The sequence below is a fragment of the Natrarchaeobaculum sulfurireducens genome, assembly GCF_003430825.1.
GTDB classification, from domain to species: Archaea; Halobacteriota; Halobacteria; order Halobacteriales; family Natrialbaceae; genus Natrarchaeobaculum; species Natrarchaeobaculum sulfurireducens.
In genome coordinates, this window is sequence record NZ_CP024047.1 from 2,152,867 (window position 1) to 2,173,162 (window position 20,296).

Annotated in this window: 23 protein-coding genes; 6 read left to right on the forward strand and 17 right to left on the reverse strand. The window is 54.2% G+C overall.

Annotated features, from left to right (window positions below; genetic code table 11):
* Positions 1-138: 138 nt before the first annotated feature.
* From AArc1_RS11780 to AArc1_RS11815, 9 genes are all read right to left on the reverse strand, one after another.
* Positions 139-1,908, reverse strand: a complete 1,770-nt coding sequence (locus AArc1_RS11780; protein WP_117362399.1) for a transposase — start codon at positions 1,906-1,908, stop codon at positions 139-141.
* Positions 1,909-2,358: 450 nt separating this feature from the next.
* Positions 2,359-2,715, reverse strand: a complete 357-nt coding sequence (locus AArc1_RS11785; protein WP_117364553.1) for an ArsR family transcriptional regulator — start codon at positions 2,713-2,715, stop codon at positions 2,359-2,361.
* Positions 2,716-2,837: 122 nt separating this feature from the next.
* On the reverse strand, positions 2,838-3,221 hold the full coding sequence (locus AArc1_RS11790; RefSeq protein WP_117365879.1) for a hypothetical protein: 384 nt from the start codon (positions 3,219-3,221) through the stop codon (positions 2,838-2,840).
* Between the two features lie 165 nt (positions 3,222-3,386).
* On the reverse strand, positions 3,387-4,607 hold the full coding sequence (locus tag AArc1_RS11795; protein WP_228442319.1) for a hypothetical protein: 1,221 nt from the start codon (positions 4,605-4,607) through the stop codon (positions 3,387-3,389).
* Positions 4,604-5,401: a hypothetical protein gene (locus AArc1_RS11800; RefSeq protein WP_117364555.1), complete on the reverse strand. Its 798-nt coding sequence runs from the start codon at positions 5,399-5,401 to the stop codon at positions 4,604-4,606. The genes AArc1_RS11795 and AArc1_RS11800 overlap by 4 nt, the downstream gene beginning before the upstream one ends.
* Positions 5,398-6,150, reverse strand: a complete 753-nt coding sequence (locus AArc1_RS11805) for a hypothetical protein (RefSeq protein ID WP_133412350.1) — start codon at positions 6,148-6,150, stop codon at positions 5,398-5,400. The genes AArc1_RS11800 and AArc1_RS11805 overlap by 4 nt, the downstream gene beginning before the upstream one ends.
* Positions 6,151-6,152: 2 nt before the next feature.
* A complete protein-coding gene (locus AArc1_RS11810; RefSeq protein ID WP_117364557.1) occupies positions 6,153-8,048 on the reverse strand; it encodes a hypothetical protein in 1,896 nt (631 codons plus the stop codon).
* A complete protein-coding gene (locus AArc1_RS19525) occupies positions 8,049-8,171 on the reverse strand; it encodes a hypothetical protein (protein ID WP_267130068.1) in 123 nt (40 codons plus the stop codon).
* A 104-nt stretch (positions 8,172-8,275) separates the two neighbouring features.
* Complete coding sequence (locus AArc1_RS11815) at positions 8,276-8,698, reverse strand: hypothetical protein (RefSeq protein WP_228442320.1); 423 nt, start codon at positions 8,696-8,698, stop codon at positions 8,276-8,278.
* Positions 8,699-8,803: 105 nt separating this feature from the next.
* Here AArc1_RS11815 and AArc1_RS11820 point away from each other — a divergent pair, with 105 nt between their 5' ends.
* On the forward strand, positions 8,804-8,992 hold the full coding sequence (locus tag AArc1_RS11820; RefSeq protein WP_117364559.1) for a hypothetical protein: 189 nt from the start codon (positions 8,804-8,806) through the stop codon (positions 8,990-8,992).
* Between the two features lie 137 nt (positions 8,993-9,129).
* Here the strand turns inward: AArc1_RS11820 and AArc1_RS11825 are convergent, their stop codons facing one another.
* From AArc1_RS11825 to AArc1_RS11840, 6 genes are all read right to left on the reverse strand, one after another.
* The gene (locus AArc1_RS11825; protein WP_117364560.1) at positions 9,130-9,720 is read right to left on the reverse strand and encodes a tyrosine-type recombinase/integrase; all 591 of its coding nucleotides are present in this window, start codon (positions 9,718-9,720) and stop codon (positions 9,130-9,132) included.
* A gap of 116 nt (positions 9,721-9,836) precedes the next feature.
* Positions 9,837-10,385 (reverse strand): hypothetical protein, encoded by a 549-nt coding sequence (locus AArc1_RS11830; RefSeq protein WP_117364561.1) that lies wholly within the window; start codon positions 10,383-10,385, stop codon positions 9,837-9,839.
* 507 nt (positions 10,386-10,892) lie between these two features.
* Entirely contained in the window at positions 10,893-11,486 is a 594-nt protein-coding gene (locus AArc1_RS11835; RefSeq protein WP_117364562.1) for a hypothetical protein, read from the reverse strand.
* Positions 11,487-11,684: 198 nt separating this feature from the next.
* On the reverse strand, positions 11,685-12,344 hold the full coding sequence (locus tag AArc1_RS18500) for a hypothetical protein (RefSeq protein ID WP_133412351.1): 660 nt from the start codon (positions 12,342-12,344) through the stop codon (positions 11,685-11,687).
* The gene (locus AArc1_RS18505; RefSeq protein ID WP_133412352.1) at positions 12,341-13,183 is read right to left on the reverse strand and encodes a hypothetical protein; all 843 of its coding nucleotides are present in this window, start codon (positions 13,181-13,183) and stop codon (positions 12,341-12,343) included. Before AArc1_RS18505 ends, AArc1_RS18500 begins: the two co-directional genes overlap by 4 nt.
* A gap of 190 nt (positions 13,184-13,373) precedes the next feature.
* Positions 13,374-13,619 (reverse strand): ArsR family transcriptional regulator, encoded by a 246-nt coding sequence (locus AArc1_RS11840; RefSeq protein ID WP_117364563.1) that lies wholly within the window; start codon positions 13,617-13,619, stop codon positions 13,374-13,376.
* 392 nt (positions 13,620-14,011) lie between these two features.
* Here AArc1_RS11840 and AArc1_RS11845 point away from each other — a divergent pair, with 392 nt between their 5' ends.
* From AArc1_RS11845 to AArc1_RS11855, 4 genes are all read left to right on the forward strand, one after another.
* The gene (locus tag AArc1_RS11845; protein WP_117364564.1) at positions 14,012-14,269 is read left to right on the forward strand and encodes a hypothetical protein; all 258 of its coding nucleotides are present in this window, start codon (positions 14,012-14,014) and stop codon (positions 14,267-14,269) included.
* Entirely contained in the window at positions 14,266-14,388 is a 123-nt protein-coding gene (locus tag AArc1_RS19530; protein WP_267130069.1) for a hypothetical protein, read from the forward strand. Before AArc1_RS11845 ends, AArc1_RS19530 begins: the two co-directional genes overlap by 4 nt.
* On the forward strand, positions 14,385-15,431 hold the full coding sequence (locus AArc1_RS11850; protein ID WP_117364565.1) for a tyrosine-type recombinase/integrase: 1,047 nt from the start codon (positions 14,385-14,387) through the stop codon (positions 15,429-15,431). The genes AArc1_RS19530 and AArc1_RS11850 overlap by 4 nt, the downstream gene beginning before the upstream one ends.
* A gap of 151 nt (positions 15,432-15,582) precedes the next feature.
* Positions 15,583-16,218 carry an IS6 family transposase gene (locus AArc1_RS11855; RefSeq protein WP_117364566.1) on the forward strand — a complete coding sequence of 212 codons (636 nt, stop codon included), beginning with the start codon at positions 15,583-15,585 and terminating at the stop codon, positions 16,216-16,218.
* 74 nt (positions 16,219-16,292) lie between these two features.
* On the opposite strand, the gene AArc1_RS11860 is transcribed toward AArc1_RS11855, so the two are convergent.
* Entirely contained in the window at positions 16,293-16,655 is a 363-nt protein-coding gene (locus AArc1_RS11860; RefSeq protein ID WP_117364567.1) for a hypothetical protein, read from the reverse strand.
* A gap of 103 nt (positions 16,656-16,758) precedes the next feature.
* On the opposite strand from AArc1_RS11860, the gene AArc1_RS11865 reads away from it, so the two are divergent.
* A complete protein-coding gene (locus AArc1_RS11865; protein WP_117364568.1) occupies positions 16,759-17,460 on the forward strand; it encodes a hypothetical protein in 702 nt (233 codons plus the stop codon).
* A gap of 388 nt (positions 17,461-17,848) precedes the next feature.
* On the opposite strand, the gene AArc1_RS11870 is transcribed toward AArc1_RS11865, so the two are convergent.
* The gene (locus AArc1_RS11870; protein ID WP_117364569.1) at positions 17,849-20,080 is read right to left on the reverse strand and encodes an N-6 DNA methylase; all 2,232 of its coding nucleotides are present in this window, start codon (positions 20,078-20,080) and stop codon (positions 17,849-17,851) included.
* Positions 20,081-20,296: the final 216 nt, after the last annotated feature.

Consider the following 20,296-nt stretch of genomic DNA (forward strand, 5'->3'; position numbering starts at 1 on the left):
AGGGCGCAGGAGAAAGGGGTGTTCCGGCAGGAGCACCCCGACCCGGATGACATGCTCATCTCCGGCAGTGATCACACACTTAAGCCAAATGCGTCGCTCTCCATCCGCTATATCGACAAAAACCAATCCTTTCCCGGTTTATCCCGCCGATTGCTTCCGCTGGGCCTCCGATTCGAGGAATCGTGAGGCCCGCTTGAGATTTGTCCCGATAGCTTTCGCTATCGACGCGTTTTTCACCTTGATCGTCCCGGTGAACCGTGTTTTCTCCCCGTCCTGGTGATACACCTCATTGACCAACGACTCAGCCCCAGCGCGTAAGTTCAGAAACTCCTTCTCTGCCGGATCGTCCAACCGCTTGCGTCGGTGGGCGAGAGCTAATTTTCGCTCGTAGAAGCCGTAACTGTAGAACTCCTCTTTCTCCTTGACGAAACAGGTCTCCTTGTGTGGACAGCCTTCACAGAACTCTTTGTCCATTCGTCCTGAGATACGACCACTCTCGGACATGTATCGCTGCTCGAATGGTTCGTGTCCGGCAGGACAGGCAACCATTCGATGCTCATCCCACTCTGCTTCTGCTAGCGACAACTTCTCGGCAGGCGGGGGCTGCCCCGTTAGTCCTGTGAAGTGCTGCGTGATCCCGTGATCACCGCAGCACGCCTCCACTTCTTTGTGCATGTAGCCGCCGTCGACGAGGAGATCAGTTAACCCGGTCTCTTCTGGCAATTCTGGGACGTCTTCGGCTAACAGGTCGCCATCGGCTGTATTGTTCGTGTCAACGCGAATCGTCGTGATCAGGCGAAACGGGTTTTCCGCATCACAGGTCTCGGCGACGTTCGCTTTATACCCGCAGTACGACTCACCGCCCTTCCGGCGGTGAGTCGCGTCCACGTCATGCGGGTTTTGTATCGAACCGCTACTGATCTCCTCAGGTTTTTTCAGCCCAATGCGATCGTGCTCGGGACCGTCCTCGTCGGGCTGAGCTGGCTCATCGGTCGCCTGCTCGTGGCTTGGCTCACCGTCGCTGGATGTGAACGTTCTGAGTGGTTCCCATCCCGGTGACGGCGAGTCACCGGGATGGTCGTCATCCTCGTCTTCATCGTGCTCACGGTGATCATCTTCGAGATCAGGAATGCGGTAGCACTGTTCGTCGAGGACTTGCTGGAGATGAGCAAAGCTCTCCAGTTCAGCGTAGTTTTCCTCCGCTTCGAACGCGTCGATTAACCAGACAGCGTGCTCGATGAGCGTTTCCATGGTCGACCCAACCTCACCTGGGTCCAGTTCATAGGACAGTTCCAGGTTCTCCGTGTCGGCGAATTCGTCTAGACCAGCCGGAAGTTCCTGGACGATCTCGTCAGGGAGATCGTCCAGGAAGTTGTGAACGACTTTAGCGATGAGGTCGATTCGAGAGAGTTGCTTGACGTTAGCCTCGATAAACGTTGAATCCATCCGCTGGGTGCTGGCGTCAATCTCGAACTCGTCTTGGATGTAACTTCGGTGATCCTGGAAAACCTCGTGCAACAGGTCTCGACCGGTTTCTTCCTCGTACTCCATCAACCGTCGGCGGAAATTCGTGAACGTCTTCGCACAGATATTGTCGCCGAGTGTTTCTTTACCCAGGGCGTTTCGGACGCGAAAATCGAACAGATAGGCATGTTCGAGCTGCTTATCGGACAGTCCAAGCAGGTGCTTGATAATCTCCAGCGAAACCAACTCGTTGACTGGCTTGTTCGGACGGCTATACCCGCCATGGTATAGCCGTCCGAACGTTCTCTCATCTATCTGAGTGAAGACGTGTTCGTAAAAATGGGTAGACCAGTGATTTCGCAATTTCTTCTTCGGTCCAGTAGGAAGGTCTTTGACGGGCGAAAAGAGCTTCTCCTGCTGATGTTCGTAGTTTTCCCTAAACACATTTTCACCCAGTTTAGCAACTAATCGAGCTGAAGTAACGTATAGCTATCGCATATAATCTCGGTAAGTTTTTCAGTGCCTACCTGTGACCAATGAATCGTCAAAAGGGACTCCTTTTTACTGCGCCCTCATCCTCTGTATTCAGCAGATCTGTTCTGTCAGCTGATGGATTTTCCACCAGAGTCTACCTGATGAACGCAACTTCGCTACAACCACCAGAACTCACGCGTCACAAACATCAATTTCCCGAATATGAACACGAGCCTGAGACAGCCGTGTTCATATCGTGACGATCGCCGTCGCATTGGATTCGATTATCAAACCGATCACATCGAACTCTGAGCCTCTCCTTGAAAATCAAACAGACAGAGAGTGATCCCAAAACCCAGGATATCGGTTCGTATTCACGAGAGTGGGTGGTAACAAGACACCCGACTCAGTTTGTATCGGTTACTCGTCCTCGGACGGTGTCTCGTCGTCGCCACGAGCGAAACTCTCCTGGCCACCGTTCCCATCCGTAGACTGAGCTGCCTTCGGACCTTGGATCAGACTATCGAAGTCGTCGACCTCATCGTACTGGTCTTGGTAAAGGAGTGCAGCCTTCCCAAGCGACGTGATTTCGTACAGCCCGGACCGTTCAGCTGGTCCAATCTTGCGAACAAGCCCATAGTCTTGGAGAACCGGTAGACGGGTATTGATGTTCTTTCTGCTCTTGTCTGTGTGATGCGAAAGATTCGTTGCGACGTTTCGTCCCTTGTCTTCGAGCGCCTCGAGAACCAGGAAATCCGTTGGTTGGCGGAGTTTCATAATCAGTACCAATTACAAGTGAGGGTCGGTGTTAGCGATAGCTAACTCTTTTGGCTAAACTAAAATTCACGGCACGGCAGTTCTGAGGAGACAAGCAGTATAGCCCAGGGACAGGAATGTGCTCAGAAGACGTCAGCTATCGCAATCTTCGCCTGCTGGGTGTCTCGGTGATCTCCACCGCCGTGCCATCGCAGCAGCGGGAGGTTCGACGCCTTGCACATCTGGTCTTTGACGATCGTGCAGCCAGACCGTCCGTGTGGACGGTAGACGACAAAGCAGTACCAGCCGTCGGCCCGACGTAGCTTCTCGTGGTACTTCCGGTAGATCTTGAAGTTCCCCGGCTGGCCGTCACTGTGCTCGAGCATGGTGCTCTTGATTTCGACCGGTGTTCCGTTCTGAAAGCGGGCGTCGTGCCAGCTGGCTCTCTCGAGAACGAACCGGCGCTTCCGAGCCATTCGCTTCTCGCAGATCGTCCCGAAGTGGTTCGCTCGCTTGGATCGATTCATCTCGAGCTTACGTGTGCGCTCGTCGCGCGCCTTTCTTTTTTCCTCCTCTGCCATCCAACAAGGAAATGCGACGGATGGGCCACGCGTCGCGGCCCTGTCGGGCCGCGCCGCCCATACGACTAAACGGGGGTCGGTATCCGTATCCAGCTATCCATCCCGTTGCGGTCATGCGATTACCTCGTTGACCTTGGCAAGTGTCTCGACGTGTTTCCCGTCTTCTGTGTACTCGCGCCAGCGGGAACCGACCCATCCGTGACTGTACGGCACGAATCTGGCGGTTTCACGGTTCGACATTCCTTCCTCCTTGCACCGGATGACCGTCCAGATCGCCGTCTTTCGAACGGCCTCGTCGGCCTCCATTTCCTCCGTCTCGTCGCCGTACTCAGACCAGTTCCAGTCACTGGCCTCTTTCGTGTTGTACCGGAAGTCCGTCGGCGGGATGCCCTCGATCTCGGCCTCAATGTCGGCCAGTTTCGCGCCCTTGATCGAGTCAGCGATGACAGCCTTCTTCTGACTCACCTTCTTGACGATCTTCCCCACACGCCAGAGCATCGGGTGAATCGACCGTTCACCGTGAGCGATGTAGATGAGTGCCCCGCCGTACTTCCGGATCTTGTAAACCAGCGGAGCCATTTTCTGGCGCGTCTGGTAGCCCTGTTTTCCGGTCCCTGACGCTGCCGACGAGAACTCGTCGCCGATGAATAGCTTCGGCCGCTGGCTGTGCTCGAGCGGGTCACCGTCCTGCTGGACCCACTCCATGAGGGTACCGTAATCGGGAATCCAGCCGTCCTGAACGTCGCCGTCGTCGTCGACCCACCGATTCTTTTCCTCGAGGCTCTGGATGTTGGTGCCGATCAGCGACGACTCCCGGTTGAGGTCGCGCCACCGCTGCGCCAGGAGACAGGCGAAGTCCGTCTTCCCCGCGCCCATCTCCCCCAGGACGACGATGACCGGGGCCGGGCCGTCGATCAGCTGGTCTATCTTCCCGATCGCCTTCATCCCCGAAACGTCGGCCTGCTTCGACGTGTCGCCGACCATGTGCTTGATTGTCGGCATATCGCCGTTCTCCATGGCTCTCCGGAAGGTTTCGGTCCCTTCAACCATCCGAATCTGACGGTGTTTCTCGAGGTCCTTCGCCTGTCCGGGCATCTTGTCGGGCCGGTCGGCCTCGAGCGGGTCGTAGTGAATCTGGCGGACAGCCATCGCTCGCGAAACCTTCTCGTCACGGACGATCCCGCCGTGACTTGCTATCTCCCTGTTGTCCCGGTTGCTGTATCCTTCCTGGTGCTCTCGAGCCTCGGCGGTGACGTGCAGTGACTCACGGTCGGTACCGCCGTCGGTCATTAACCGCTGCCCATTCCGCCGGTATTCGAGTCGGTCACTCATTGGTCGTTGCCTCCGTCGGTCGCTGCGGCCTGCTGGCCGCTGTTCATCGTAACTGGCTCCATGGGTTCAGCCGGGTCAAAGTCGTGCTCGTAGTCGCCAATGTCCTTGATTTCGTCCGTAGACCACTCCTGTGAATCCTCTTCTGCCGCCTCGAAACGTTTCTTCACGGAGGTCCGGTGCGTCATCAGCCCGCGCTCGTCGGCCTCCGCGTGCGTGTTGATCGTGTCCCGTTCGATCTCGACGCCCATCTTCGAGATGCGAGCGCGTAGCTTGTTGTACGCCACCGCCGTCTCGATCAGGTCGCCGTGGATGTCCTCGAGCATCGTCTTGACCGTGGTGAGCTTCGAGTCGGCGAGTTCGGAGTAGTAGCAGCCGGTGACGATCAGGTCGCCAGTGTCGTCGTGCCAGTCGAACTCGCGCACCTCGTAGGCTTCGCGGTCGTTCACCGGGTATGGGCTTGGGCCTTCGACCGTCTTGCTCTCCCAGACCCCCGGTTCTACGTAGTATTTCTCGCGTTCGTCGGTGACGCCGTTGATGTGGTGAACGGTCACCATTCGGGCCTCTCGCAGCCAGCGCGCGCCTGTGACGAACAACGCGAGCAGCGGCGGCCCCAGAAGTGTGAGCGCCGCAAGCCAGCCGAAGACGATCGGGGGAACGCCGGGCACTGACGGGCGAAGCCACACGATCGCCGCGCCGATCGACACCAAGACACCCAGCACGACCAGCTGGCCGTGCGCCGCGATGTATGTCAGTCGATCCGACCAGCCGCCGAACGTGCCACTTGTGTCGCTCATGCTTTCACTACCCCGCTCTCTTCTTGATAGACGACTATCCCGGCCGCCATCGCCGCCAGGAGCGTCGTCATCGCCACGCCGGAGAACAACCCGGACGTGCCGCCGAAGTGTCGGAACGGGTCGTCTGCTGCCTCTGTACCGGTGCTGATGTACGGTCCTCGCTGTTCTTCCATGCTCAACTGGGTAGCGAACGATAGCGCCACGCCGTCGCTCTCGTCAGCGAACGTGTCCACATAGATCGTGTTGTTCCCTTCGCTCAGGTCCTCGGTCATCGTCCGGTACGTGCCGCTTCCTTCCTCCCAGTCGGCACTCTCGGCCATGGTGACGGTCGTCTCCTCGAGGGCGTGGATGTGAACGACGAACTCGCCGTTTTGGAACTCCCAGTCCGTGATGTGCGTCTCGGAGTCGATCGCCGTCCAGTTCTCGCGGTTCGGGGTGACAGTATCGTCCCCAACCTCGGCGTGATCGGGTTCCGGAACATCCGCGAGCCACTGTTCGACTCGGTCGCGCTCGGTCCCGTTCAACTGCTCGAGTCGGTCGTCGCTTGCCCAGAGTTCGACAGTCTGTACGTCCACCTCGGTCGCATCCTCGGGCCCGTATAGCTCCACGATGTGCTCGATATCGTCGGGGACGCTGCTGCCGGCAGTCTCGTTGTCGGCGGTCACGACCTCGACGCCCATGCCCATCGCGACGGCGAGGACGGCCAGCGTTGCTACTGCGACGGTCGAAAAGTGAAGAATCCTGTTCATGATCAGGTCCATGGAAGCAGGTCGGTAAACCAGCCGACGACGGTGAACACGACCGCGGCGATAATCAAAACGCCAGCGAACGCCCCGCCAACAGCCGCCCCCGTTCCAGCATCGATGTCGATTCCGGGGAGGATACCACCTGCATCTTCGAGTTCGTCGAGATCGAACCCGCCGTCTGCCCTCTCCCGCTGGACATCGAGTGCAAGTGCCGGATCACGGGTCGTCGTCTCGAAGCCCTCGAGTCGCATCCGGTCGACGTCTTCGCCGTCCTTCTCGATCGAGACGAACTTAACGTCTCCCTCTCGAATCGTCTCCGTTTCCGTCCCGCTGCCACCTTCGTAGCTGAACAGGATCGTGTTATAGTGGTCATCAGAGAGCGTCTCGCCCTCTTCGACGAACGAGCGTAGCTGGGCTGACGTATGTACGTTGATCTCTTCGACGGCATCATCTGACGGAATTTCTGTATCGTCCGAGACGTCGTCGTCGACGATCCCGTCATCAGTATCGATCTGTCCCCAGGCAACAGAGGCCGAGTCACTGTCCTCAAACTCAACGGTATAGATAGCTCCGTCCATGATCGAGTCAGGATCGATCACAAGCTCACCGGCATCAGGATCGTACTCGTACTCGGTCTCGCGCAGTGACGAGTAGTCCATATTGGCGAAGACCATTCCCTCCTGGCCGGAGACGTCCTCGTGCTCGATCTCGACGACGTAACCGAGATCGTCGGGAACGTCCATTCCGCGAGCCATTGCTGAGGCCGCCACGTAGTCCATTCCTTCGACATCGCCGTACTGATCCATCACGTCGGTCGGCGACAGCAACTCGTGTTCGTCAAGCTCTCCCGAATCGACTTCTTCCATCACGTCCTCGATGTACTCACCGATGTTGTCGATGATCTCGTCACGAGCCTCTCTGACGGCAGAAATGGCTTCGTTGTACTTCTCGACCACGAGGTCTATATCTTCATAATCCTCGTCTTGGACAGTCAGCGTCCGATCTGTACGGTGGTCATCATAGTCGTAGGAATCCGGGAAGAAGCGACTCGGGACCGGTGTGTCCAGGTAATCGGGTTCCGTCTCCTCGTCGATGATACTCCGGCTGCTCGGGCTGATATAGCTCTCAAGAACCCGAACCGTCTCTGTATCGCCGCTCCAGAGTTCAACGTCTATTTCCTTGACTCGGGAATAGCCGGTTGTAATCGGCGGTTGGAAGGTGAATTCGGCCTCGAGGCCGGCGTCCGTTTCGTCCTCTTCGTCGATGTAATAGTCACCGTCGTCACCTTGCTCACGCTCGAACGTAGCAAAGTGACGCTCGAGGTCACCCATAAGTTCGTTGAGCGACCGGAGGAGGTTCCGAACGCGATCGGAAGCCACCTCGTTAATCCGATCCATCGCCTCGTTCTCTGCGTCGATCGGGTCACCACCGTCGACGACCGTCTCGAAGACAGCCGTGTCGAGTTCGCCGAGCAACACGCCGAAGAACTCACTTGATTCGACGTCATCAGGCTGGACGGTCTGAAGGAAGTCGTGCAGGTCGCCTTCGATGACGTGCCGTTTCAGCTGGTCCGCACTCATGGCGATCTCGTGACGTTGCTGGTCCGCGAGTTGTTCTTTCACCTCCTCCTCGTCGTAGCCGCTCGAGGTGAACGAGTCGAACGTGTCGACGGCCCAGCCCGCAGCGGTGTAGAAGCGGCCAGTGCTCCCTGATGCAGGATCGGTCCGCGCATCAGCAGCAACTGTCCCGCTCGAGGCTGCACCGGCGAGGGTCACTGTCCCTGCAGCGCCGAGCCCGCGCAGGATACCCCGCCGGGTCGCATCGTTCTCGAGCAACTGGTCTACATCAGCCGGGTGGTCGTGGGTTGTGGGCCGTGGGCTCGAGTCGTCAGCGGTCGTCATTCAGAGCACCCCCAGGAACATCACCACGAGCAGCAGCAGGTAGACGGCCATAGCACCCGCCGTCGCCGCGCCGAGTGCGGCGAGCAGGTCGTAGGTCACCTCGGAGATCGTCACGAATCGCACTCAGAACACCCCCACGTAGGCGGGTCCGAGCCCGATACCCAATCCGGAGAGTAGGCCGATGATCCACTCTTGTCTGTTTGAAAGTTCCATATTCTGGCACCTCACTACTTGTACGCCAGCACCCAGAACCCGGCCGCGTTGAGCATCATCATGAACATGCCGACCCACCAGAACGTCTGGACTGTCTCCGAGACGGCCGGAACCAGCGCGATCAGAATGTTGAGAATCACCATTAGCAGGACCACCATCGACTCGAGGTCGTTCAGATCATCCCAGCTCGTCACGCCGTTCGTGAGCCACGCGGTCAGAATCGTCACCATCGTGATGACGAACGCCCAGGTAATCTCCGAACCGTGCGCTTCGTAGATCACCGCGTTCATGTGCCAGTCGAACGGGAACGTGCCCGTCTCGAGGATGAACAGCCCCGTCATGCTGATGGTCGCCAGCAGGAACAGCGGGGCCAGAAAACTGTCTACAAGGTCGATACCGTCCTCACGTCGCAGCGCGTTTGACGCTGCTGAAGTCATACTTGTTGCCATAGTCCCAACGCTCGAGGACTCCACCCCTTCACCCTAAATCTCAACTAATTGGGTAGTCATTAGGTATAATAGGTAACGGGTTGCCCGCCGGGTATGGCGATACGAAAACTGCAGGAAGTAGGCGGCGGATCGACCGGTGTGACCCTCCCGAAAGACGACCTCGTGCTCGAGGACATCCTCAACGACGAGGGAGAACTCGAGGGAGCACACTTCGCTCATGTCACGTACGAGGGAGAGGGAGAATGGTCGCTTCAGCTCATCGACCTCGAGACTGACGAATGAGCCAGACCACTGCAATCGGGTCCTCAAGTCGTGGGCGGTGGGCCGAGATGCATCAAACTGGACCCGCTCGGGCTAACCAACGTGACGAGCCAATCAAAGAACCAGCAGGCCAGCCACCCAAGTTCGACCACCTCGAGCTACCCTAACCAGGCGACTTTTTCGCGTTCTCGCTGCTGAGCCTCTGGTGAGTACGTCCCGCGGTAGTGCTCGAGGAAGGTCTCTAAATCGTTCCACCCGCCCCAGTCGATCACGAGCAACGGGTCAACGTCGGCGGCCGCCAGCGCGGTCGCCCAGGTCCGCCGGAGATCGTGAAAGCCCAGGTAGCGCCAACCGTCGTCGTTCGTCTCGTCGGCCAGTTGCTCTGCAGCGGAAGCGAGCCACCGCCGCAACGAGCGCGTCGTCGAGATCTCGAGCAGCGGCGCACTCCTGGAGGCGTCGCGAACGTCGGCCACGGTTCGGATGGTCGTCGCGAGGTCACGCGGGACGGGCGTCTCGCGGAACTGGTCGCCCTTGCCGTGCCAGACGCGGAGAACCGTACCCGCGTCGGTGTCGACGACGTCCTCCGGTGAGACGTCGAGCACTTCGTGCGAGCGGAGCCCGCAGCGGGCACCGAGCGAGAACGCGAGTCGCTGTTGAGTGTCTTGGGCGACCTCGAGCAACTGTGCTACCTCAGCCTGGCTGAGCCAGACCTTCATGTCGTCGCGGTTGGCGTGCTGTTGGAGATTCATGTCCGGGTTGCGAGTAAGGCGGACGGCAACCCGGTGGATAGTCAGTGTTTCGGAGGGGTTGGACGAGGCGATCGGGGCCGATCACGTCCGACTTTCAGGTGATAGCGGAAACCGGCTTATCGACTACTGTGTGAGTTTGCTGCGGTTTTTGAGATGCTTTCAGCGAACTCCAGATGGTCCTCACTAAGTGAAAAATGCTCCACAGTCTCTCCCTCTATCGTCCGCATCGTAACGGTGACTGTCCCATCTTCGGTATTGAAGGCTCCCGCAAGAAGAAAAATCCCAATAGCTGCAGCGCCAATTCCGATCAATAAAAGCAACGCCGTCACTGTCCCATCTGCCTGACCTAACATCCCGAAAGACAGGACACCCACAACAAGAAGAACACCACCAATCACGATCGTCGTCATGTCTGGCTCTTCAGATTCTACGTGTTCAATCTCGACAGAACCTAAAGTATCCAGAAACGTAGATTCAACTGTTGTTGAACCGCTTTTTAGCCTTTGTTCGAAGGTCAAAAACCGACTGCTAGTGAGTAGGTAAATGTATTGGATGGCTTTCTCACCGGACAACTCTTTAGAAAATGCATGAGCATCAATCATCGACTCGCTCTTGCTAAGATACGACTGTAGAGCCTCTTGTTGGGATTTCTGAATATCTTGCATCCGTTAGCGAACAGTCAGTTAAGCCATTTTACTGTTTCGTTGGGTATTTCCGAAGGTACTGGTCTTTGGCCGATCGCGTGGCAACAACAGTGCTTACTCCAACTTTGAGAACATGTGCCTTATGTTCATCTACTGCGCACAGCAGAGGAGATCGTCCGGCTTCTCCCGAATAGCGGACATCGAAAGTTGCAGTAGCGATGTGTCGGGCCATGATTATGAATACGGTTAAGTAATTCCTGTGTATTAGCATATCTGAAAAGTGGTGCCTCACATCAGAAAGCGGGTTGCGGAGGCAGTCAACGATGGGAATACTGTTGAATGGGCAGTTGGGATGGCTATCAAAGGAGGTGTCGAATTTGTACTTGCGGTATCATTATCCACGGTCCCACTGCTCGTATTTGGTCTTCTCTTCGAGGTCCCAAGAATAGAAGCATACGGGTTAGACGGTTCACAAGGAATTCAACTTGGGTTTGCATTATTGATATGGAAAACGTGGGTTCTCTGTACCTACACGTCTACGTTGGAATAGAGGAAGGGACGAGCCATGTCTTCCGCCTGCTTTGAGATTTCATCAGACATTCCGTAAAGTTGGTTCATCGAGCGAATTATTCCGATTCCGGCCCACATTGTCAGCGAACCAGCCGAAAACCCGAGAGTCTTGGCTAAGCGCATGTCTGTGTGTGGGTAGACGATTGCGAAGAGGACTCCAGCAAGCGCAAATCCAGCAAATTCTGCGATGTATAATCCCACAAAGGTTGCTGTCAGCATTGGACCTGCTAATATCGACAGTACAATCACATACAGCGAGACGACCAAATTGAACAACTCGGAGCGAGTCATTTCTTTCAGTTCCTCTGGAGTCACGATCGGGTCCACACTGTCTGTTTCTCGGAGATGAGAGCTAAACGAGACCACTAAGCCAAAAAATGCTAGTCCAACATAAGGAATAGCAGACGGCGTATAGTAGAATACGAAAGCGAGAGCTGGTAGTCCGAACAGGAGCGTAGACACCAGTGCCAGGATATTATACCCGATGAATTCCCGTATGGTCTTCCCCATCCATTTCCAGGTCCCGGCTAATTCGGATTCAGCGGTTGCCATCGTGCTTTTCTCAAGTCTACACTCGGCTACGGACTAGCAAAAGGTTTGGGGGATCAATGAGCAACTGTGCAACCTTCTCGAAAGTAGACATCACCAAACCCGTTACCTGACCAGGCCCCGAGATTGTGGCCGCCGACGAGTACGACGACCCACCAATGTCGGTCGTGGTCAACGACGCCCGTGGCGACGTCGGCCTTTTCATCCTGCAGATCTAGTTGTTCCTTCGTTGGGCTCTAAATTTAGTTCGTCTAATGCCTCAGATGGCAAATCGTCCAATTCATGATCTGTGTTTAATTTTGGGTTAGTATTGAGCTTGAAAGAGTAGAGACTCCTATGATTATCAAGATTCTTGAGATTAACGAGGTAACTACCCTCTCCAAGGTCATCAGGATCTGCTGCAAATTGAAGTGTGAAGGCTATTTCATCTATATTATCGTTACAATATATGATCCCGTCATCTAACTTTATTGGGGCAGGTCCTTCCCATACATTCACGTTGAACGGACCATTTGCTTGAACTTCTATTCTGAAATCTTTGACCCAACTTGATATGTTGAGGAACACGTTGAACTCAGCGAAGCCGTCCGATACTGGGTATTTCTTGTTATAGTGTGCCTCAGCGGACGTAGTTGGTTGGGTCTGTACAAACCCAACTGTGATATCTTTGAGATAGAGATTTACTACTGCCACACCCGACAAAATAGCCACTCCTAACCCCACACTGAACATGCGACCAATTCCGGATGTAAACACGAAAGAAAGACCTCCACCAGCCACAGTTAAGAAAAATGTCAATCCTCCCCAAGTTGGCTTCCTCAAGTTCGAGATTATAAAGGAGATGGCCCTTGAATTCCTCATTTAGCCAGCCTCGACCTTGAGCTGTGAAAGCTTGTCAGAAACGCAACTGAAAATAGTACGCTAACGAGGAGTTTTTCTTTGTTATCCAGCGACTCACTTGGAGTGACCGAATAAACATGTATATTTGTTTCGGATATATTTGCTAGAATTAAATAATCGAAATATTTGAAGTTGGCAATCATCTGGGTGACTTTGCTTGTGTCTTCCAGATATTTTTCGTATGTCTTGATCTTTTTCCCCCCATGAATGCTGACTTGGGAAACGTTCTCGTTCCCTTTTGCCGTCAGACTCCTTATATCGGTTATCTCTGGCTTCTTTTCATTTAAAAGACCTTGATCATACTTACCACTCAGGATATTGTTGAGAACTTCAGTTGAGAAAGATACCTTCTTAATTCGCAACTCTCCAACCAATTCGGATTGGAGTCTGTTTCTCGCTTTTGAGGTGTCTTCCGATCTTCCAGAGAGTAACATTATATCTCCAAACCAATATATGTCTACTAAGTGTGCAGTCAGTGTCTCCACATTTACTAATTCACCTTCATGGATATTCTGAATGATCTCAGGCTTTTCATATATGTATTCGAAATGGATTACTTTCGATGCAGATTTTAGTAGATGGTTAGTCAGCTGGCTTTCGGAATGCGACTCTGATAATAACTTGAAATTGCGATATCCTTCTCCGGGTTCGTTGGCATTGATATCTGATAAGCCGGGTAATTTGGTTTCAATTAATTCAAGCCGCTCTTGTGTTTCTGTTCCCTGTAACTCGCCTTTCACCTCTGAAATATAAGGGGTAAATGAAAAGTTTCCACCTGTATTCTGATTCGTTTCAGACATCCTGATGAATCTCTCCTGCTGGTAGGCTTAAATAATCTGGCCCCGGACTACGATTTTGCATTTTTATTGATTTCCTCCCCCACTCTTTTCTTAATATAACTCTTAGACATGGATGGTTGATGGGTGGAAAATGTAATAAATTCAAGACTATTACGGAGTCTATCGCTGAGCTAAATTTACAACAGAGCCGTTACTCAAGGTCGTCTTTTTTCAGCTCACCCGCGAGGTAGGCCCGGCCCCTATCCGTTATCTGGTATAGCCCTCGGTCTGGATCGTGGTATTCTACAAGATCTGCATCTTCAAGTGCTCGGAGCCGCCGCCGGACATGAGAGATTTTGTAATCAATGTTAGCTTCGACAGTAGCTGGATTAGCAACGAGCGGTTCATTGCCTTCGTTCAGTAGAAACTCGAGGATCGAGTCGTCAGCTCGCGTCATCCAGTCCACCCGTGGGCGTCGCATTCGTACCCTTCGAGGTGGTGAGATGTGTTAGATTCCTCGGTATGATGTGCTCTTAGCGTCATTCAATTCCTCATGGTGCATTGTTCAATGCACTAGTTTGAAGTAGTCACCGTTCCTGGGTGATGGCAACGGACGCCAAACGGACCCGTCGCTACCCGATCGGGTCCTCGCAAAAACGCGGACCCGGTGTTGCGCCACCGGCCCGCTGGCCTCCGTAAGTGAGGTACGGAAGCATGATAGACTCCACCCTGCGGGGAAGTAAGTCCCCCGCTCGAGCGACGACGTATCGACAGTCGAGAGATTCAGTTTCACTTTCACTCCGCGCATTTGACCCAATGTTTATATCCAATAGTGATACCGGGCTTGTGATGCCTGCGAGCAAAGAAGAGATACGGCTGGCCGACCGGACGGATCGCTGGCGGTTCGTCTGTCCCGTTGGTCACCGTAGCTGGGAACCGACGAATAACCACTTCTGGTGTCAGAAGTGCGCGAGCAACTACAGCGACGACGTTGACCCCGAGTTTAGCGTCCTACTGGACAAGAAGACCGGCGAACGCATCGAACGCGACGACCTCGTGCTTCGCCCCGGTGGATCGCTCGACGCCCGCAACGGAGGTGAAGCATGAAGCGCTACGAGTCCCACACGCCGACGGATCCGCCGGAGATCGTGATGGCCGAACGGCTCGAGGCCATCGCAGCTGACCTGGAGCAAATCGCCGACGCGCTCGAGGAGGGAGAACGATGAGCGGCGACCTTGAGCCGATTTCCCCGTCTAAGGCAGTCGAGTTGCACCTCGACGCGATGAAAGACGGGGCTGCAGCGTGGACGCGGACGAGTCACAAGAGCGACCTTCGGGCGTTCGTCGAGTGGTGTCGTCAAGAAGGCGGCATCGACAATATGAACGAACTCAACGGCCGCCACCTCTACGAGTTCCGGGTTTGGAGACGGGAAGGCGGCTATTCGAACGGGAAAGACAGTGAACTTGCAAAGAAGACGCTGCACTCGAACCTGACGACGATTCGAGCGTTCCTCCGGTTCTGTGGCGATATCGAGGCCGTTCACGAGGACCTGTATCTCAAAGTCCCGCTGCCGGATCTCTCGCTCGGTGACGAGGTGAGTGACAGTAAGATCGTCCCTGAGCGAGTGCCGCCGATCCTCGAGTATCTCTCGCGCTACGAGTACGCGAGCCGGGACCACGTTGTTTGGACGTTGATGTGGGAAACAGGTGCTCGACTCGGTGGCATCCGAGCAATCGACCTACAGGACTGCGAACTCGAGGGTCGTAAGCCCGGTATCGATTTTGTCCACCGGCCGGACACCGAGACACCACTGAAGAATGACGAAGGGGGCGAGCGATACAATCGGCTCGCCGAACAGACTGCGACGATGTTACAGGATTATATCGATGGTCCCAGAGCGGACGTCACAGACGAGCACGGACGCGACCCGCTCATTACGACGAAGCGAGGACGAGTGAGCCGGAGCTGCGTTTGTGATGCAGTCTATCGATGGACCCGCCCGTGCCACCGTGGAGAAGAGTGCCCGCACGATCGCGACCCGAACACGTGCCAGGCAATCGATCACACGCATATGAGCAAGTGTCCTTCGAGCCGATCGCCTCACGACGTCCGGAAGGCAAGGGTGACGAAGTACCGAAACGACGGCGTTCCACGCGGTGTGGTTTCGGACCGACTCAACGCTTCTGAGGAAATCCTCGATAAGCACTACGACCGCGCCAGTCGGCGAGAGCGAGCAGCACGACGCTGGAAAATTATCAAGGGGAAATAACCATGAAAACTGCAAGCAAGAAAGTAGTTACGACCCGCCCAAGCAAGGCCTGCAGCGCCCATGATCGGCACTTAGTTCAATTCTATTGGCGTTTCAGGGGCGGTGTTCAGATACGGTTCAGGAAGTGAAGGGTGGCGTCTTCTGAGTGTCTATGCCCGAAAACGCATGCATCACAGGAAGCATCGGCCAGATCGACTTGGATTCTGTGGAGCGGGAAGCAACGCTGCGGCTGTTGATGAAGCTCAGTATTCAACTTCACCTTGCTGGACCCTTGCTTTCGAATACTGTTCGAGTCCTCGAGGATTTCGGTGTTGAACGGGCTCGGTCGACCGTTCACAACTGGGTTCACAAGACCGATCTACAGCCGGAGTCAGGTCGAAACCCGGATCATGTTGCGGTTGACGAGACGGTGATCCGACTCGACGACGAACAGTACTGGCTGTACGCCGCCGTCAATCCGAAATCGAACGAATTGCTCCATACGAAGCTCGAGCCGACGAGAACCAAGGTTATTGCGAGCAACTTCGTTCGAGAGCTCCGAGAGAAACACGACGTCGACAACGCCGTATTTCTCATCGATGGAAATCTCTTGTTACAGTACGCCTGTGAGCGTCACGACCTCGAGTTCTGGTACGAACGACACGGTGATCGGAACAGCGTCGAACGTATCTTTTGTGGGATAAAACGACGAACAACCTCGTTCTCGAACTGCTTCAGCAACGCCAAGGCAACAACTGCCGATCAGTGGCTCAAGTCGTTCGCGTTCGCATGGAACCAGTTTATTTGAACACGATCGTTTCAGGTTCCCTAATTGCTGCGACCGGGCCTAGCCGAAGAGGAGACTGACTAACTCGCCAATCGTTAGCCGTGAAGAACGTAGTCTTGAATAACTCTGCTCGAGTACCGCGCCTTCGACGCTGAATCGTGATTCGTCTCTAAATAAATACCATCTCCAATCTCGCGGGGACGAACCATACCCCGATCTTCGTGAGTTGCCGTTGAATTGATTAGATGCCGGGTTTGTGCCCGCGCCGCCGAGATAGGCAGATCGCTTTTTGTGATGTATTTGTTCTCGACGAGATAGTTGACAAATGAAATGTACTGCTCTGTGTCGCTGGCACTACCTGTGAATTCAACATTTTCAGTATCGGGGTTGTATGAGATTCCGGTCTCTTTCTTGATTTCAGCAATAATGAGTTCATCTGACTCGGATACGCCACTCATTTGCACACCCTTCGAAGGGTTTCGAATTCAGAACTTATAAATCTATCACCAGCATTGCGGAAAACTCATAACCGATTTATGTCTTGGATTCACATTGTGTTGTATGAATGATAAAAACAGTGAACGTGACCTCAGAAACTATCTCGGCTCAATCGCCGAGTTCTGTGCGGAAATAGAGTCCAGAACCGTCCCTGAGGGCAAGAGCAGCACGTCCAAACAGATCGGTACGTACTTCGAGAAAGAACTTCGTGTCTGGTTCGAGGATAAACACGGCCTTGTCTCAGAGGGCTCTGTTGCTAAAGACCTCGACTTGCCTGCATTTAATTTAGACTTGAAAACGACCTCGAACCGCCAACCACAGTCGTCAAGCACTTTTGACGATCCTGGTGAAAGGATCGTCGGAGTGGACTACAACATTCTACTGATCGTCTACGACAAACAACCCGTCGACGGTGGGAACAAGTTCGAGATTATGACGTGTGCCTACATCCCGAAAGAACGCGCGAGTGACTACCGTAAGTCCGAAGATGCCGTCAAATTGGTTGCGGACTACAGAGATGGCAAGCTGTCCGAGGCTGACCTTCGAGAACAGTTAGAGAATTTAACAGGCGTCGGTGCGATTAGTGATGAGAAATTCAAGGAAATCAAAGAGAGTCCTCCCGAAAAAGGCGCGATCACAATGACCCCTGCCCTGCAATGGCGGTTCAACTACAACAAGATGGTCAAAAAAGAGGTCCCCGAGGGAACTAAGCGGATCTACGGCTCAATAGGAGATCAGACCACTTTGCCTGATACAAACGAATAGCAATTTACCGTCCTTCGGCCTTGATTAGATGCCTGAATTCATACGTGTGGGTGGTCGAAAGCGAGTCGATGCTTCAGCGAGACGCCCTGTTGGGTGACACGGGCAAGCTTGCTGAACACAAACTCGCCTTCTCGAGTTACGTTCTAGAATGTCAACAAATATCGATACGTAATAGAGATGAAGAATTTACGGCTCTGGTGAATAACTAGACAGCGGCGACTTCGGGTGGGAAATAGGTCGCTCGAGGCCCCACGCTGGAGCAATCATGGCTGCAACCTCCACAGACTCAACGATGACGAACTAATTTGCCGGTCTTACCGAGAGGACAAGACAGTACAACTCGGCGCAGTATGGCGATTCACCAGAGCCAACTAATCGAATCTGCGGCTTAATACGACGCCAAAGTGCTTTGTCCAACGTCAGGGAATAGAGATCCCTCAGACAGCATCTCCTCCACCAACTCGTCAATCTTTGCCTGTACGATCTCCAGTTCCTCGATAGTTTTCTTGTTGTACTTACGCTTGCTTACGTTCGTGTGCTGGGGAACGATTTCGTGGGCTTCCATCGAGAGTTCAGCGAGCCGCTCGCTGTCCTCAGTTTGCTTGTACTCAGGTAGTTCAAGCTTAGAAACCACCGTTTTCGAGAGACTTGATTTCCCCTCGGAAGCGATTCCTTTGATTGACTTCTGGTAAATAGACGAGTTGAGCAGCCCGCAGAGGAAGTGAGCCTCGTACTCGTCATCGGTTGAGATAAACATGAAGTGGTCGCCAGGGACGACCATCTTTTCGCCCAAGTCCTCGTCATCAACGGTGCTGACTACAGTAAAATGTGGCTTGAATCCGAGCCGGCACCAGACTACTTTGTAATCCGACCACGTGTACTCGCCGAGCCCGAAAACGTTGTAGAAAGTGCCCTTATCAAGCCACGTCGAGGATCGATCTTCTAAGGCCTGTCTGTGCGACTTCAGGTACTCATACGTCTTGGGACAGTTGTTCTGTATCTCGGTTTCGTTGTCCTCGTTGGCTTTCTTGATGGGGACGAGGTGTAATTCGTGACCGAACAACCCGTACTTCACCACGTGCTTCGACTTGAGATAGGGGTAGACAAAATCAGGCTCCAGATCGCCGAGTTGGTCTCGATCGATGCTATACACATCCGTTGCGTCGTCTTTAACACCGTGTCGGATGTCGTGTTCACACTCACCAAGAGCCCGGTTTTCTGCATCCTCTCTGACCCACGATGAGGATGGGTCGTCTTCCTCCACTGGAATCATTCCGGTCTCTTCGTGTTTCAACGTCTCTCGCATGACATCAACGTTGGTGAACGAGGGCTTTCCGCTCACTTTCTTCCATGAAGTGGCCACGATTGGAAATTCGGGCTTGCTATCGGCGCGCAGAGTATAGATAGCCGAATGCACCCCCACGTCGTCACCGAACGGCTGCAACCGGTTAAAGTCGTGAACGTGACGAACCGCGACCGGGCGTGAATTCACCCGTTGCGTACGAAGCAAACGTCCTGCCGGCCCCTTCATAATGTCGCGCTTCAGAACGAAGCTGGCATGGCCATTCTTATTGAGATAGTGGTGAATGCATACCCAGATGAACGGCACTGAAATGTCGTCGTTGGCGTGTCCCAGTCGCGTCTCAACACCCTGATGTGGAAGCAAATCCAACTGCTTCACGTACTTTTCTCTCCACGCGTCGCGCACTTGTTCCGAGAGGTTCCCCCACGTAATCCACGGGGGATTCCCAACCAAGTGGTCAACGCTGAGCTCAAGCACCTCACCGCCAAACTGGATCTGATCGTCTCTTGTCAGCTTGAGCGAGTCAGCCAGGAAAACGGGTAGCTCAAGACGATCAACACTGGCCTCCTCGAGGAGAGGGAGCAAAGAGAGAAGATAACTGAGCTTTGCGCTCTTAACTGCTACTGGATTTAGATCGACACCAAACACTGTCTCTGTGATAGCGTCCACGAGTGCCTTCGGTGAGAGGTCGTCTTCCAATGCCTCTCTCTTTTCGTCGATGCACGTGGCAAGGAAAATTCCCGACCCACATCCCGGATCGAGGAATGTGTCTGTCTCATAATCGTTGACAGTGAGTTCTCCCACGGATAGTTGAGCGACCCCGCTGGGTGTGTAGTACTCCCCGAGCTGAAGACGCATCTCGTGGGAGATGATGCTCTCGTAAAGTCCACGTAGAAAATCTAGATCCAGGTTCGCCAGGTCGACCTCACGCATAAATTCGTCGACATGCCGCTCGATGGAGTCCGTGTCAATGATGGTACTATGCAACGATTGGAAGCTGAACGAGAGAGCGTTTGTGTTATAGGTTGCTTCCTGATTGACGACGTGGGACCCAACCTGGCGTTCGACAAACTCGATGATTTGGTCGACAATGAAGTCGTAGTAGAGAGTATCGATGAACAGGCTTTCCCGAGGGTTGGTGATTTCGAGTCCGCTGAAGATGTCCCCGTGGCTGTTGATGAAGAACTGTTCCCACTCAGACTGTGCTTCTTGAAGCCCGTCATCGGATGAAAGTGCCTCTGCCGCGTTTGACGTATAGCGTTCGTATAGACGACTGTTCCTTCCCCACGTGTTGAACATCGATGTGTTACCCGTCATTAGAGAGCGTTGTACTGCCTTGGAACTAATTTTCGTGTCCTATCGTATAAACGTTCGATGAACGCGCGCTTCGACTGTGCCAGGACGTCTTTCACGTGGACTGGACCAAGGGCCATTTGGGTGTGCTCTCGACAGACTGAATCTTCGGCGTGTCCTCGACTAAGAGAATTGACGACGACTGTGTGGGTCGTCTCCCGTTGTAGCTGCGTTCTTGGC

Excerpts from the sequence above, each read along its gene's own strand:
- AArc1_RS11835 (WP_117364562.1), bottom strand. The coding sequence starts at position 11,486 with ATGGCAACCGCTGAATCCGAATTAGCCGGGACCTGGAAATGGATGGGG.
- AArc1_RS11840 (WP_117364563.1), bottom strand. The coding sequence starts at position 13,619 with ATGACGCGAGCTGACGACTCGATCCTCGAGTTTCTACTGAACGAAGGC.
- AArc1_RS11830 (WP_117364561.1), bottom strand. The coding sequence starts at position 10,385 with ATGCAAGATATTCAGAAATCCCAACAAGAGGCTCTACAGTCGTATCTT.
- AArc1_RS11790 (WP_117365879.1), bottom strand. The coding sequence starts at position 3,221 with ATGAATCGATCCAAGCGAGCGAACCACTTCGGGACGATCTGCGAGAAG.
- AArc1_RS11865 (WP_117364568.1), top strand. The coding sequence starts at position 16,759 with ATGAATGATAAAAACAGTGAACGTGACCTCAGAAACTATCTCGGCTCA.
- AArc1_RS11845 (WP_117364564.1), top strand. The coding sequence starts at position 14,012 with ATGCCTGCGAGCAAAGAAGAGATACGGCTGGCCGACCGGACGGATCGC.
- AArc1_RS11795 (WP_228442319.1), bottom strand. The coding sequence starts at position 4,607 with ATGAGTGACCGACTCGAATACCGGCGGAATGGGCAGCGGTTAATGACC.
- AArc1_RS11810 (WP_117364557.1), bottom strand. The coding sequence starts at position 8,048 with ATGACGACCGCTGACGACTCGAGCCCACGGCCCACAACCCACGACCAC.
- AArc1_RS11855 (WP_117364566.1), top strand. The coding sequence starts at position 15,583 with ATGCCCGAAAACGCATGCATCACAGGAAGCATCGGCCAGATCGACTTG.
- AArc1_RS11825 (WP_117364560.1), bottom strand. The coding sequence starts at position 9,720 with ATGAATCTCCAACAGCACGCCAACCGCGACGACATGAAGGTCTGGCTC.
- AArc1_RS11800 (WP_117364555.1), bottom strand. The coding sequence starts at position 5,401 with ATGAGCGACACAAGTGGCACGTTCGGCGGCTGGTCGGATCGACTGACA.
- AArc1_RS11850 (WP_117364565.1), top strand. The coding sequence starts at position 14,385 with ATGAGCGGCGACCTTGAGCCGATTTCCCCGTCTAAGGCAGTCGAGTTG.
- AArc1_RS11860 (WP_117364567.1), bottom strand. The coding sequence starts at position 16,655 with ATGAGTGGCGTATCCGAGTCAGATGAACTCATTATTGCTGAAATCAAG.
- AArc1_RS11870 (WP_117364569.1), bottom strand. The coding sequence starts at position 20,080 with ATGACGGGTAACACATCGATGTTCAACACGTGGGGAAGGAACAGTCGT.
- AArc1_RS19530 (WP_267130069.1), top strand. The coding sequence starts at position 14,266 with ATGAAGCGCTACGAGTCCCACACGCCGACGGATCCGCCGGAGATCGTG.
- AArc1_RS11785 (WP_117364553.1), bottom strand. The coding sequence starts at position 2,715 with ATGAAACTCCGCCAACCAACGGATTTCCTGGTTCTCGAGGCGCTCGAA.
- AArc1_RS18505 (WP_133412352.1), bottom strand. The coding sequence starts at position 13,183 with ATGTCTGAAACGAATCAGAATACAGGTGGAAACTTTTCATTTACCCCT.
- AArc1_RS11815 (WP_228442320.1), bottom strand. The coding sequence starts at position 8,698 with ATGACTTCAGCAGCGTCAAACGCGCTGCGACGTGAGGACGGTATCGAC.
- AArc1_RS11805 (WP_133412350.1), bottom strand. The coding sequence starts at position 6,150 with ATGAACAGGATTCTTCACTTTTCGACCGTCGCAGTAGCAACGCTGGCC.
- AArc1_RS11820 (WP_117364559.1), top strand. The coding sequence starts at position 8,804 with ATGGCGATACGAAAACTGCAGGAAGTAGGCGGCGGATCGACCGGTGTG.
- AArc1_RS18500 (WP_133412351.1), bottom strand. The coding sequence starts at position 12,344 with ATGAGGAATTCAAGGGCCATCTCCTTTATAATCTCGAACTTGAGGAAG.